This is a genomic window from Pseudomonas sp. KCJK8993 (assembly GCF_046230915.1).
GTDB classification, from domain to species: Bacteria; Pseudomonadota; Gammaproteobacteria; order Pseudomonadales; family Pseudomonadaceae; genus Aquipseudomonas; species Aquipseudomonas piscis.
Map to the genome: position 1 here is coordinate 15,479 of NZ_JBJJLO010000086.1, position 12,839 is coordinate 28,317.

Genomic DNA, 12,839 nt, shown 5'->3' on the forward strand with positions numbered 1-12,839 from the left:
GGGGGCGTCCGGTGCTCGGGTGGCCGTGCGCCCGCGCGCCGGCCACGCTCACCATAAAAACAAGAGAATCGACTTATGCTCGCTTTACTCGGCCTTGCCATGGTGGTGGTCTTCACCGTCCTGATCATGACCAAACGCCTGTCGCCCATCGTCGCGCTGACGCTGGTGCCCATCGTCTTCGCGGTGCTCGGCGGGTTTGCCGGCACCACCGGCAAGATGATGCTCGACGGCCTGAAAATGGTCGCGCCATCGGCGGCGCTGTTGCTGTTCGCCATTCTGTTCTTCGGCTTGATGATCGATTCGGGGCTGTTCGACCCGCTGATCCGCAAGATTCTCAAGCGGGTCAATGGCGACCCGACCAAAATCGCCATGGGCACCGCACTGCTGTCGCTGGTGGTGGCCCTGGACGGTGACGGCACCACCACCTACATGATCACCTGCGCGGCGATGCTGCCGTTGTACAAGCGCATCGGCATGAACCCGATGATCCTCGCCACCATTGCCATGCTGTCGTTGAGCATCATGAGTGGCATGACCCCCTGGGGCGGGCCGGCAACCCGAGCTATCGCCGCCCTGGGCCTGGATGCCGGCGAGTACTTCGTGCCGCTGCTGCCGACCATGATCGGCGGCGCCGCCTGGGTGGTGTTCACCGCCTACCTGCTGGGCCGGGCCGAACGCAAGCGCATCGGCAATACCCAGCTGCAAAGCGGCGGTGGCGACTGCTACATCAAGGCCATTCTCGAAGACACCCCGCACAAGCGGCCCAGGCTGGCCTACGTCAACCTGCTGCTGCTAATGGTGGTGATGACCGCGCTGGTGCTGGGCCTGATGCACTCGGCGGTGCTGTTCCTGATCGGTTTTGTCCTGGCCTTGATGATCAACTATCCGCGGTTGGAGGTGCAGAAGGAGCGCATTCTCGCCCATTCAGGCAATGCCATGACCGTGGTACTGCTGGTGTTTGCCGCAGGGATCTTCGCTGGCATTTTCTCCGGCACCAAGATGGTCGACGCCCTGGCACAGACCCTGGTGGACTGGATTCCGCCGTCCTGGGGCCACCTGTTCCCGCTGGTGGTGGCGCTGACCAGCATGCCGCTGACCTTTGTCCTGTCCAACGATGCCTACTACTTCGGTGTGGTGCCGATCCTGGCCAACGCGGCGGCGGCCTATGGCATTTCTCCCCTGGAAATCGCCCGCGCCTCGATCCTCGGCCAGCCGGTGCACCTGATGAGCCCGCTGGTGGCTTCGACCTTGCTGCTGGTGGGCATGGTGGATCGCGACATCGGCGACTTCCAGAAAGCCACGGTGAAGTGGGCCGTGCTGACCTCTCTGGTGATTACCGCCCTGGCCTTGCTGACCGGCGCCCTGACCCTGTTCGCTTGACTCGTTCAAAACCCTCTTTGGTTGCCTGGCGCGCCTGCTGGCGGGGCGCCTGGCGACCTGCGCCTTGAATAACAACAACGAGAAGTACCCCATGAGCCATTTGCTGATCCGCGCAATGCTTGTTCCCGGTTTGAGCCTGTTGTCCCTGAGCCTGGTCCAGGCCGCGGGTTTCATCGACGACAGCAGCCTCAAGCTGCAATTGCGCAACGTCTATTTCAATGAAAACTTCCGCGACGAACACGGCCTCGGCGCCAAGGCTGCGCGCACGGCCAAGAGCGAGCGCACCGAATGGGCCCAGGGTTTGCTGCTCGACTATCAGTCCGGCTTCACCCCCGGCACCCTGGGGTTCGGGGTCGATGCCCTGGGGCTGTGGGGCGTGCGCCTCGATTCCGGCAAGGGCCGCAGTGGCACGGGGCTGCTGCCGGTGCACGACGATGGGCGCGCCGCAGGCGAATTCGCCAGTGCCGGCGCCACGGCCAAGGTGCGGCTGGCCAAGACCACGCTCAAGTACGGCACCCTGCTGCCCAAGACCCCGGTACTGGTCTACAACGATGCCCGGCTGTTGCCGCAGACCTACCACGGCACCCAGTTCACCAGCACCGATATCGACGGCCTGAGCCTGACCGGCGGCTATCTGCAGCGCTTCAAACTGCGCGACTCCACCGACAGCGTGGGGCTGGTGCCCGACGGCTACAGTGGCGGCCAGTCCGGGGACTTCCGCTATGGCGGGGGCGAATACAAGTGGAGCAAGACCCTGCGCCTGAGCTATTTCCATGGCGAACTCGAGAACTTCTATCGGCAGGACTTTGTCGGCCTGCAACATGACCTGGCGCTGGGGCAGGGGACCTTGACCAGCGACCTGCGCTACTTCCGCAGCGCCGATTCAGGCGCGGCGTTCGACGGCAAGATCGCCAACCGCCTGTTCAGCGGCCAGCTGACCTACGCGATCGCCGGGCATTCCCTTGGCGGCGGCTACCAGCGCCTCAGTGGCGATGCCGGGCTTCCCTATATCAGCGGCGCCACGGTCTACTCCTTCAGTAATGCCGGGATCGGCAAGTTCATCGAGGAGGGTGAGAAGACCTGGATGCTCGGCTATGGCTACAACTTCGCCAGCCTGGGTGTTCCCGGCCTGACCTTCAGCTCCCGCTACCTGAGCGGTAATGACGGTAAGTCCGGCACCCGCGTCGATGAGTGGGAGCGCGACAGCGAACTGGCCTATGTGCTCCAGCAGGGCTCGTTCAAAGGGCTGGGAGTGAAGCTGCGCAATTACGTGTATCGCTCCGACTACTCACGTGGGCGCGACAGCAACCGCCTCTACATCACTTACGACATTGCCCTCTGGTAGCGCATTTACAGCGGCTTGAAGCGTCCATCCCACTGCGGATCCAGGCGCCGTATGCGCTCGGCCAGGGGCGGGTGAACTGCACGGCCGAGGCGTCGGCGAGGAATTCGCACTGGCGGTCGATGGCAGCCTTGATCAGGTTGCCCAGCGGGGTGCCGAGCGAGCCCAGGACCAGCAGGGCCAGCCACGATGATTGCCAAGCCCGGGCAATTCTGCGAAAAAGCCGCCGCGGCCCCGCACCGGGGCGATGGTTGAAGGATGAGCACGCATGAGTGATGAGTTGCAGGTAATCGATATCCAGCTGGGCGACGGCAAGGCCGTGGTCAAGGGCGCCCTGATCACCACCCAGTACCGCGGATTCCTGGAGGACGGCAGCAGCTTCGATTCTTCCTATGATCGCGGCAAGCCGTTCCAGTGCGTGATCGGCACTGGGCGCGTGATCAAGGGCTGGGACCAGGGCCTGATGGGCATGCGGGTCGGCGGCAAGCGCAAGCTGCTGGTGCCGGCGCACCTGGGGTATGGCGAGCGTGCCGTGGGCTCGATCCCGGCCAACGCCAACCTGGTGTTCGAGATCGAACTGCTGGAAGTGCTGACCCGCGATGACTGATCCAGAACGCGCGGTCCTGCCGGCGAACAAGGCCTGCCCCGTGGTGTTGCGCCAGGGCGCAGGCCTGGAAATCCTGGCTTTTCGGCACCCATTGGCTGGCCTGCAACTGGTCAAGGGCAGCATCGAGGCGGGCGAGGCGTCGGCCGCGGCGGCGGTCCGCGAACTGGCGGAAGAGGCTGGGGTCCAGGGCATCGCGGTGCGCCCGCTGGGCATCTGGCAGTCCGGCTTCCCTGGCCAGGTCTGGGCCTTCCATGAATGCCGGGTGGTCCAGGCGCTGGCCGAATCCTGGAGCCACCGTTGTGGCGATGACGGCGGCCATGAGTTCAGCTTCTTCTGGCATCCCCTGGCCGAGGCGCCCTCGGAACAATGGCATCCGCTGTTCCAGCAGGCCCTGGCCTACCTGGGCGAACGCCTGCTGCGGCGCTGAGCTGCGGCTTCACTGGCCCAGGCGGTACTGGTTGTTGCCGCTGCGCTTGGCCTCGTACATCGCCAGGTCGGCCACGTGCAGCAGTTGGTCCATGCGTGCCCCGTGGTCGGGAAACACCGCGACCCCCAGGCTGCTGCCCACGCTGTGCCGGCGGTCGTCGACCTCCACCGGCGGCGCCAGCTGGCTGAAGATCTTCTCGCCAATGCGCCCGGCTTCCTCGGCCAGGTCCAGCGCCGGCGACAAGCCTTCGAGAATCACCACGAATTCGTCGCCGCCGATCCGGGCCACGGTATCGCTGCTGCGCAGCACGCCTTGCAGGCGTTGGGCGGTGACGCTCAGTACGCGGTCGCCGATGGCGTGGCCGTACTGGTCGTTGATCGCCTTGAAGCCATTGAGGTCGACGAACACCAGGGCCACCCGAGTCTGGTCCAGGCGCGCCTGTTCCAGGGCTCGCGACAGGCGCTGTTCGAGCATCAGGCGGTTGGGCAGGCCGGTCAGCGGATCGAAGTGCGCCAGGCGCTGCAACTGGCGGGTGGAAACCTTCTCGTCGGTGATATCGCGTACCACCCCCATCATCTTCACCGTGGCGTTGTGCCCGTTACGCACCACGTTGCCGGTCTCGCGCAGCCAGTGGATGCTGCCGTCGGGCCAGATCACCCGGTATTCCTCATCGTGGTTGTCGCCGGTGCGCAGGCAATGGAGCTCGCCGGCGCGCACCCGCTCGCGGTCCTCGGGGTGCACGCAAGAGCAGAACAGTTCGTAGGAGGGCACCACCTCGCCGACCTTGAAGCCGAACATGCCGTAGATGGCTTCCGACCAGTACAGGTGCTGGGTATCGACCTCCCAGTCCCAGGTGCCGATCCGTGCGAAGTACTGGCTGCGCTCGAAGCGTTCCACGGTATCGGGCCGGCCCTGGCCGAGTTCCCGGTAGGCCCGCAACTGGGCCTGGGCCAGCCGTTCGCGGCGCAACAGCCAGAGCACCAGCAGGGCCAGCAGCGAGGTCAGGCAGAGCAGTGACCAGACGGCAATCATCGGATGCTGGGCAACATGGAAGAGAGGGTCCTGAAGGAGGGATGGCACTTGGCTATGTTAATCCACGCCGTATGACGAACAGCAGCTTTTTCTGTCGGGCCATGCCGTTGGTCGGCGCCCTCCGGGAGGCCAACGGTTTGCGGCGATAGCGTCTTGCGCAACGGCCGAGCCGGGCGCAGCCGTATTCGTCATATAGATATGTCGCCTACTCAAGCGCGGCAGGGCCGTCCATGTCCTGGAACATCCGGCGCACCCGAACTCAGCGATAGCGAGCGGGTAGGGATGGATGAGTTGCTGCAAGCCATTGGCCGTTACTCCAGACAGGAGTGCAGCGATGAGTCTGTCGCAACAGGCCGCGAGCCTGGCCCATGAGTACCAGTTTCTCGCTGCCGACCATCATGCCGGTGCCCGGGCTGGCTCACCTGACCCTGGAGCTGCGCAGCGTCTGACGTCTCAGGCCGCCGGGCGCAGCAACTCCAGCACCGAATAGACCAGCCCCAGCAGTGCCACGCTCAGCAGTACCAGGCTCGACAAGCCGGTGACCAGGCGCTTGTACTTCAGTGAGAAGCCTTGGCGTGCGACGAGGATGTAGGCCCCCAGTACCGTGAAGTCGATCAGCGCCCAGACCAGGGTCAGCAGCAGGGCGCTGTGTTGCAGGGAGCGCCCGACCTGGATGAACTGGGGAAAGAACGAGACGAAGAAGATGATGTCCTTGGGGTTGCCGATCCCCACCAGGAAACCGGTGGCCAGACCCTGGCCACGGCGCCGTGGGCTAGTGGCCTCAGGTTCGCTGCCGGGCGCAGCGGCAGCTTCCCGCAGGCCCTGGAGCGCCAGCCAGCCGATGAAACAGCAGCCCAGCAGGCTGACCCAGCTGATCAGGCGCGGGTCCAGGGACAGGCCGGTGGTCAGCATCAGCACCGCCACCAGGGCCAACAGCAGCGAGGCCGCGTTGGTGCCCACGGCGGTCAGCAGCGCCTGGCGCGGGCCGGCGTTCATGCTGGTATTGATGATCAGCGCCACCACCGGTCCCGGGGTCGCCACCAGCATCAGCACGCTCAGCATGTAGACCAGCAACAACGACAGATTCAGCTCCACGGACCAAGCTCCCGGCAATTGACAGGCGCGCAGCTTGGGGGCTTTTGCCGGCGTTGAAAAACGCAAAAAGCTGTGACCTACTATGATTTTTTATCATGATGAGTGCCCGCCGATGGTCGAGTCCCTGCCGCCGCTCTATGCCTTGCGTGCGTTCGAAGTGGCCGCTCGTTCCAGCTCCTTCACCCGTGCGGCAGAGGAACTGTCCCTGACCCAGAGCGCCATCAGCCGGCATATCCGTACCCTGGAGAGCCAGTTCGGCTGCCGCCTGTTCGAGCGTCATGGGCCGCGGCTGGTGCTGACCGACGTCGGCCAGCGCCTGGCCCGGGAGCTCAAGAGCGGCTTTCGGATCATCGAGGACGCCTGCCTGCCCCTGCGCGCCAACAGCGGCCAGCTGCGCCTGAAAGCGCCTTCGACCTTGACCATGCGCTGGCTGCTGCGGGTACTGGAGCAATTCAAGGGTGACTGTCCGGAGCTGCCGGTGCAGCTGGCCAGCGTGTGGATGGATGTCGATCATGCGGACCTGCATGCCGAGCCCTACGACTGCGCGATCCTGCTGGGCAATGGCCACTTCGGGGCCGGGGTCGAGGCTTGCAAGCTGTTCGACGAGTGGCTGATCCCCATCGGCCCGCCGCAACCTGCGGAGGCGCCGGCCTGGACCCTGGAGCGCCTGGCGCAGGCCGAGCTGATCCACCCCTCGGCGGATCGCCGCGACTGGCGCCGCTGGCTGCAGGCCCAGCCGGAGCGGGGCTTGGCACAGGCGCTGCGGCTGGACCGGGGTACGGTCTTCGACACCCTGGACCAGGCAATTTCCGCCGCCATGGCCGGGCACGGGCTGTCGGTGGGCGACCTGCACCTGGTGGCCGAGGACATTCGGCGTGGTCGGGTTGGGGTGCCGTTCCCGCGGGCGGTGGCTTCGGGGGACGGCTACTACCTGGTGTGGCTGCGCGGCAGCCTCCAGCAGGAGAGGATCGCGCGCTTGCGCCAGTACCTGCTGGAGCGGGTGGTGCCGATCGACGACCTGGTCCTGGACTATCTGGTGCCCGGTGCGCCGCGAGCCTAGGTCGCCGCTACGGGCCTAGCCGAGGATGATGTAGTCATTGTGCTGCGTGATGCCCCGGTGCGGGCCTGGCACCAGGTGCACGTAGCGTCCTTGCAACAGGTCGATCGGCAGGCAGTCGTCGACATCCAGCAGGGCATCGGTATGGGCCTTGTGCCAATGGGCGAGCATCTGCTGCTTGCCCCTGGCCTTGGCTTGCTGCTTGTCCGAGGCCACCACCAGCAGGTAGCGATGGGCCTCGCCGAAGGTGGCGCTCTCGTAGCCGCCCAGGTTGATGAAGAACAGCCGGGGCGCGCCGGCCGCGGGGGCCAGGGGGCTGAGCTCGAGCTTGTAGCCTTCGACGCCATCGACCTGCATCCATGAGTCGATGTGCAGGCCGGCGGGGCTGCCGAACCAGCCCTCGCGCAGTTGCGGGTAGGCCGCTTCCAGGGTGTCGGCCACCACGAACTGGACGTCGTGGACCTCGATCTTCGCCTGGGGGTGCTTGCCCCCCAGCATCACTACAAACAGCATGGGCGTTCCTTGTTCCGGGATCGGTGCCGAGCACCGCGTGGGCCGCAGGTTTTACCGCAAGCCCGGAGCGCTGCCAAGGGGGCCTGGTTCAGCGGGTCGGCAATGCATCGTTGAACCACGGGATCCGACCATTGAGGGACGGCAGGTAGTGCCAGCGTAGCCGCAGCTCGGCCAGGGCCGGCGTGCCCAGCAGGGCCTGGAGCAGGCTGGTGACTATGTTCAGCGCCAGGCCCCGGCCGGGGCACTGGTGGCGGCCGGCGCCGAAACTCAGGTCCTGGTCCGCGGGCAGGGCCGGGTCGTGGTTGGCCGCGGCCAGCAGTACCAGCAGCGTGTCGCCGGGTTGTAGCGCTACTCCGGCCAGGGTGCAGGGCTCGGCGACGAAACGCCGGGTGTTGTGCACCGGTGGGTCGAGCTTCTGTTGTTGGCGCAACCAGGTGCCGAGCTGCGCCGGGTCGTGGCGCAGGCGCTGGACCAGCGCCGGTTGGTCGAGCAAGGCCAGCAGGGCATTGCCGAACAGCCCGGCACAGGCGTCATGGGCCTGGACCAGCAAACCCACCAGGTTGGCCCGCAGGTCTGCCGGCCCCAGGCTCCTTTGCTGTTGCCGGATCGCTTGCAGCAGCGGTCCGGGAGCATCGGCCTGCATCAGGGCCTGCATCTGCTGGTCCAGGTCATGCGCTGCCTGATGGGCGGCCTGGCGCTGGGAAGCATCGCCCAGGGGCGACAACCCGGCCACCAGCTCGCCCGTGCGCCGGGCGATCTCGGGTTGCTGGGCTGTCGCCACGCCGAGCGAGCCGGCGACCATCGCCACTGGCAACTGGAATTGCCAGCGGCGCACTCCGGCGGCGTCGCTCGGCATATCCAGCGGTGGCCGCCGGTGTTCCAGGGCAAGCATCAGGTCGATGCCGGCCATGGCCCGCAAGCCCGGCTCGATGGTGGCGCGGGGGCAGCTGTGGCGGGGACCGTCGTTCATTCGCATCAGGCGGGCGAACAGCGCTGCGGCGGGGCCGTTCGCCAGCGCCGCCGGCACCGGCTCGTGAAGGGGCCGCACCCGGCAGGCCGGATGTTCGAGGGCCGCCGTCACGGCCTCGGCGCTGCTGGCGATCCATAGCCCGAGCGCGGCGTCGTAGGCCAGGCCGGACCCGGCCCGGAGCGGGGCATAGCAATGCCGGTAGGGATCGGGATGGGTGATAGTGCTGATCAAGTCCATGATTTATCTCTGTGTGAGCCAAGCGTGTCGGTTGCTACTATCCTCAGCCTTCCGAAGGCATGATTCGTCAGGGAGCGAAATATGAATGCTGAGCAGAACGACCGCGGCGTGTCCCGGGTGGCGGCCGCCATCGCCGAACCGGCCCGCACCCGCATGCTGTGTGCCTTGATGGACGGCCATGCGCGCACCAGCACCGAGCTGGCGGCCATCGCCGAGGTCAGTACCTCCACGGCCAGCGTGCATTTGGCCAAGCTCAAGGACGCGGGCCTGCTGCGGGTCCAGGTCCAGGGCCGGCACCGCTACTACGGCCTTGGCGATCCGCTGGTGGCCCGGGCCCTGGAGGCGCTGATGGTGATCGGCCAGGGCCGCGAGCAGCACTTCAGCCCGCGCACCCCGGATCGCTTGCAGTTCGCACGGACCTGCTACGACCACCTGGCGGGCACCTTGGGCGTGCAGTTGCACGACCGCTTGTTCGAGGCCGGTTGGCTGCTGGAGGATGGGGATGGCTACCGGGTCAGCGACAGTGGCAGTGAATTCTTCCGTGGACTGGACATCGATGTCGCTGCGTTGGCCGGCCTGCGTCGGCGTTTTGCCTGCGGTTGCCTGGACTGGAGCGTGCGTCGTCCGCACCTGGGCGGCGCTTTGGGCGCGGCCCTGCTGCAAGCCCTGGTGCAGCGCAAATGGCTGGTCCGCGACCTGGACAGCCGCGCCCTGGCCCTGACCGGCCCCGGTGGGCGAGCCATCAGCAAGCGCTTCGGCCTGGCCCTGATCCAGCCGGCCCGGCCGCTCTCGGCCTCGGCCAGCCTGGAGCTGCAAGGCCTTGGCGGCAACGACACATGACGACCTGTACCCGTAACCAGGAGAAGCGCCCCATGCTCATCGTGTTCGGCGGTTTGCCTGGCACTGGCAAGACCACCATCGCCCGCACCCTGGCCCCATGCCTGGGAGCCACCTACCTGCGCATCGACAGTATCGAACAGGGCCTGCGTGATGCCGGCCTGGCGCAGGTCGGCAGCGCGGGCTATCGGATTGCCTTGCAACTGGCCGAGGCCAACCTGGCCCTGGGCAACCGGGTGCTGGCCGACTGCGTCAACCCGGTGGCCGAGAGCCGCGCGGCCTGGCAGGCCCTGGCGTGCCAGCTGGAGGTCGGCCTGCTGGAAATCGAAGTGGTGTGTTCCGACCGCGACCAGCACCGGCGCCGGGTCGAGGGCCGGTGCTCGGATGTCCCGGGCCTTGCGCCCCCGAGCTGGCAATCGGTACTGGCCCACGATTACCAGGCCTGGGACCGACCGCGACTGGTGCTGGACACTGCGCGGCTGGCGCCGGAGCAAGCGGTACAGCGGATTCTTGCGCAGTTGCCTGGCGCGTTCCTGCCGCCGGCTCGCTGAAGCACAGGTGGGGGGTCAGCCCCGGCCCATGCACTGTCGGCGGTATTCGTCCGGGGTGGTGCCCATCATCCGCCGGAACATGCTGATGAAGGCCGAGGCGCTGCTGTAGCCCAGGTCCAGGCCGATGGTCTCCACGGTCTGGCCGCGTTCCAGCAAGGCCAGGGCCTGGACCACCTTCAGCCGCTGGCGCCATTCGAGCAGCGACATGCCCAGCTCCTTCTGGCTGCGGCGCACCAGGGTGCGCTCGCTGGTATTGGCGGCATGGGCCAGTTCGCCCAGGGAGCGCGGGTCCCCGGGGTTGGCCTTGAGCCTGTGCAGCACCGGGCCCAGCAGCGGATCATCGGAGGAGGGCAAGTAACTGCCGGCGCAGGACGCCTGGCCGAGCTTGTCCACCAGCACTTGCAGCAGGCGCTGTTGCTCCGGGCTTTGCGGCAGGCCGGGCGGGTCTTGGCGCAGGTCGTCCAGCAGCGCCAGCACCAGCGGGCTGAGGCTCAGGGCACAATGCCGAGCGGGCAGGGCGCCGCACAGCTCCGGGCTCAGGTACAGCGAGCAGTGGCAGGCCTCCTGGTGGTTGAAACCCACATGCTCGATATTCGGTGGCAACCAGATGCCGTACTGCGGCGGCGCCAGGTAGTGGTGGTCGTCCAGCTCGATCTCCATAACCCCGCTGTAGGCATAGACGAACTCGCCCCAGGCATGGCTATGCCGGGGGTAGGTGGCGTGGGCGGGCAGGTTGGCCGTGCGAAAGAACACCGGCGCCGGCAACTCCTGGCTGAACGGTGGCAGGTGCAGGTGTTGCGCGGCTTTGGGCATGGAGGGCACCGGTGGGCGGAAAAGCAAAAGGGGTAGGTGCGAATCCTACACGACCTCACTAGATCCATCGCTGGAGGCGGTAACAGGAAAGGGGGCTGCCAGGGCCAGTTCTTTAGTCTTGTTGCCGATTGGAGCGAACCCGAGGTGGGTTCCTGGATGATGTATGAAAGCGTCTGCTGCCACGTTTCTATAGTGGTTTGTAGTTGTGAGTCTGATGGTGCAGTCAACTATGTGGCCGCCGTGACTGCGATGGTGACCGCAACTGTGATAGGCCCCATTTTTATTCGGGCTGCGTCGTAGATAACCAGAATGATGCGAAGAGTTGTCGCTGGGTGTTCTAAAACCTGAGGTTTTTGCTTTGATATCCGCTATTTCCTGACGTTAAACCGTTTAGCAAATGACGTTATTCGCTGCTAAGTGCAAGAGCCAGATCCGTAGTCGCCCAAACAAACATGATTGAGCCTGTAAATTCCGATATAGGTTAGCTGGAGTGTTTTCTCGCGTCTGAAAGGGTGATGCCGATGGCAGCGATGGTGACCGCAACAACGGCAACGGCCATACGTGGATAGATAGGTTGAGCTAGAACCACAAAAGCAACCACGGCCGAGGCGGCAGGCTCCATCGATACAAGAACGCCGAATGAACGCGCCGATAAGCGGCGCAGCGCGTAATACTCCAAGGACAACGGCAGTATTGTAGAAAAAAAGGCCATCAAGAATTCACCTAGCAAGATGCTTGGTGCGACACTCCCCAATCCGTTGTCCAGCCAAGCAAAGGGAAAGATCAAAGCACAGGCAATGGCCATCCCGATTGCCAACCCGGATTCGCCTTCAAACGCCTTAGAGATTTTCGGGCTCAATAAGACAAAAACAGCCCAGAATACTGCCGACAAAACGGCGTAAACCACACCAAGCCTGTTGAGGCTCGTACCCAGCTCGGGAGCCAATGCCAGTACACCTGCCATAGCCAGAAAGATATAAAGGAAATGTGAGGCACGCCTGGCAAATAACACAGATAACGCCAACGGTCCCATGAACTCTATGGTTGAGCCAATCGCCATCGGAATCAGTTCTACCGCGTAGAAAAAAGAGAGAAACATTCCGGCGATTGAACAACCAAATCCCAGCACTAATAGCACATTCCGGGCATGCCACTGGACTTTTGCCCGCCAGGAAAAACTCCCCAATACGAGGGCTGAAAAAAATGCATTGTAAAATGCTGCACCACTTGCCGGGACCGCATGGAACAGATGTATCGCAATAGCAGTGCCGACCTGCACAGACAGAATAGAGAAAACGACCAGCCAAATCGGTGATGCACGTGCCAACCAATGACCCAGTAAAACCTCTACCTTCATGACGAAGCCCCATTGACAATCTGAACCCAATCTTGCGCACCATAACCATTGAATCGTGTCGCCAGCGAAGGGGAATAGGCCCCTAACATGCCAAACCCTACATAGTCCCCAACGGCTATCTCATCGGGAAGTGAATACAACTTCTTGAACATGTCCGAGCTGTCGCAGGTCGGTCCCGTCACGCGCCAAGGGCCTGCATTACCCATACGTTCCTGCCCGAGGCCATCCCAGACTTTCACCGGAAACACACAGTCCAAAAAGTTTATTTATAAAAGCCCGCCATAAATATCTCAGAAGCATAAAGGTCCATTGCTTCCAATGAGTCGAATCCTTCTTGTATCAGGACTCCCGTCAACTACGTCATCCAATGAGGGAGTTCCCAGAGAACATTCTTCGTTGGCTTGAGTCTAGGGTGAGTGGCGTGGTAACGAATATCAAAGTTTCGCCAAAAGCTCTCTCGCTCGGAAAGACTGACTGTTGCCATGGGCGTATGAACAAAAACAATATGCATGGTAGGAGCTCCTGTCTTCGATCATTTTCCAAGCTTGTCTGAACTTCAAGTGGTGCTCTTTTTTGATGCCTCTATCCAAGTGCGAAAAGCACGCGGTCAACAAATTAAAC

15 protein-coding genes are annotated in these 12,839 nt (G+C 64.1%); 8 read left to right on the forward strand and 7 right to left on the reverse strand.

Annotated features, from left to right (window positions below; translation table 11 throughout):
- Positions 1-75 precede the first annotated feature (75 nt).
- The 4 genes from ACK6AU_RS22920 to ACK6AU_RS22935 all read left to right on the forward strand — a co-directional run bounded on the left by ACK6AU_RS22920 (position 76) and on the right by ACK6AU_RS22935 (position 3,756).
- Complete coding sequence (locus ACK6AU_RS22920; RefSeq protein WP_185700276.1) at positions 76-1,380, forward strand: CitMHS family transporter; 1,305 nt, start codon at positions 76-78, stop codon at positions 1,378-1,380.
- Positions 1,381-1,471: 91 nt separating this feature from the next.
- Entirely contained in the window at positions 1,472-2,725 is a 1,254-nt protein-coding gene (locus tag ACK6AU_RS22925; RefSeq protein WP_409301556.1) for an OprD family porin, read from the forward strand.
- A gap of 265 nt (positions 2,726-2,990) precedes the next feature.
- Positions 2,991-3,329: an FKBP-type peptidyl-prolyl cis-trans isomerase gene (locus tag ACK6AU_RS22930; RefSeq protein WP_185700278.1), complete on the forward strand. Its 339-nt coding sequence runs from the start codon at positions 2,991-2,993 to the stop codon at positions 3,327-3,329.
- 16 nt (positions 3,330-3,345) lie between these two features.
- The gene (locus tag ACK6AU_RS22935; protein WP_185700289.1) at positions 3,346-3,756 is read left to right on the forward strand and encodes an NUDIX domain-containing protein; all 411 of its coding nucleotides are present in this window, start codon (positions 3,346-3,348) and stop codon (positions 3,754-3,756) included.
- 9 nt (positions 3,757-3,765) lie between these two features.
- Here ACK6AU_RS22935 and ACK6AU_RS22940 read toward each other — a convergent pair whose 3' ends face one another.
- Positions 3,766-4,788, reverse strand: a complete 1,023-nt coding sequence (locus ACK6AU_RS22940; RefSeq protein ID WP_185700288.1) for a sensor domain-containing diguanylate cyclase — start codon at positions 4,786-4,788, stop codon at positions 3,766-3,768.
- Between the two features lie 334 nt (positions 4,789-5,122).
- Here ACK6AU_RS22940 and ACK6AU_RS22945 point away from each other — a divergent pair, with 334 nt between their 5' ends.
- Positions 5,123-5,278, forward strand: a complete 156-nt coding sequence (locus ACK6AU_RS22945; protein ID WP_409301559.1) for a hypothetical protein — start codon at positions 5,123-5,125, stop codon at positions 5,276-5,278.
- On the opposite strand, the gene ACK6AU_RS22950 is transcribed toward ACK6AU_RS22945, so the two are convergent.
- Positions 5,242-5,877: a LysE family translocator gene (locus tag ACK6AU_RS22950; protein WP_409301570.1), complete on the reverse strand. Its 636-nt coding sequence runs from the start codon at positions 5,875-5,877 to the stop codon at positions 5,242-5,244. The two genes, ACK6AU_RS22945 and ACK6AU_RS22950, sit on opposite strands and share 37 nt — an antisense overlap.
- A 118-nt stretch (positions 5,878-5,995) precedes the next feature.
- Between ACK6AU_RS22950 and ACK6AU_RS22955 the strand changes: the two genes are divergently transcribed.
- On the forward strand, positions 5,996-6,943 hold the full coding sequence (locus ACK6AU_RS22955; RefSeq protein WP_409301561.1) for a LysR substrate-binding domain-containing protein: 948 nt from the start codon (positions 5,996-5,998) through the stop codon (positions 6,941-6,943).
- 15 nt (positions 6,944-6,958) lie between these two features.
- On the opposite strand, the gene ACK6AU_RS22960 is transcribed toward ACK6AU_RS22955, so the two are convergent.
- Both ACK6AU_RS22960 and ACK6AU_RS22965 read right to left on the reverse strand, forming a co-directional pair.
- Positions 6,959-7,453 carry a DUF1543 domain-containing protein gene (locus ACK6AU_RS22960; protein ID WP_185701493.1) on the reverse strand — a complete coding sequence of 165 codons (495 nt, stop codon included), beginning with the start codon at positions 7,451-7,453 and terminating at the stop codon, positions 6,959-6,961.
- An 88-nt stretch (positions 7,454-7,541) separates the two neighbouring features.
- Positions 7,542-8,660 (reverse strand): cytochrome P450, encoded by a 1,119-nt coding sequence (locus ACK6AU_RS22965; RefSeq protein ID WP_409301563.1) that lies wholly within the window; start codon positions 8,658-8,660, stop codon positions 7,542-7,544.
- Between the two features lie 81 nt (positions 8,661-8,741).
- Between ACK6AU_RS22965 and ACK6AU_RS22970 the strand changes: the two genes are divergently transcribed.
- Together ACK6AU_RS22970 and ACK6AU_RS22975 are read left to right on the forward strand one after the other, a co-directional pair.
- Entirely contained in the window at positions 8,742-9,500 is a 759-nt protein-coding gene (locus ACK6AU_RS22970; protein WP_409301565.1) for an ArsR/SmtB family transcription factor, read from the forward strand.
- Positions 9,501-9,532: 32 nt separating this feature from the next.
- Entirely contained in the window at positions 9,533-10,048 is a 516-nt protein-coding gene (locus ACK6AU_RS22975; protein ID WP_185701496.1) for an AAA family ATPase, read from the forward strand.
- A gap of 15 nt (positions 10,049-10,063) precedes the next feature.
- Here ACK6AU_RS22975 and ACK6AU_RS22980 read toward each other — a convergent pair whose 3' ends face one another.
- The 3 genes from ACK6AU_RS22980 to ACK6AU_RS22990 form a co-directional block, all read right to left on the reverse strand.
- Entirely contained in the window at positions 10,064-10,861 is a 798-nt protein-coding gene (locus ACK6AU_RS22980) for a helix-turn-helix domain-containing protein (protein WP_409301566.1), read from the reverse strand.
- A 481-nt stretch (positions 10,862-11,342) separates the two neighbouring features.
- Positions 11,343-12,218 (reverse strand): EamA family transporter, encoded by an 876-nt coding sequence (locus ACK6AU_RS22985; protein ID WP_409301568.1) that lies wholly within the window; start codon positions 12,216-12,218, stop codon positions 11,343-11,345.
- Complete coding sequence (locus tag ACK6AU_RS22990) at positions 12,215-12,424, reverse strand: hypothetical protein (protein ID WP_409301572.1); 210 nt, start codon at positions 12,422-12,424, stop codon at positions 12,215-12,217. Before ACK6AU_RS22990 ends, ACK6AU_RS22985 begins: the two co-directional genes overlap by 4 nt.
- Positions 12,425-12,839: the final 415 nt, after the last annotated feature.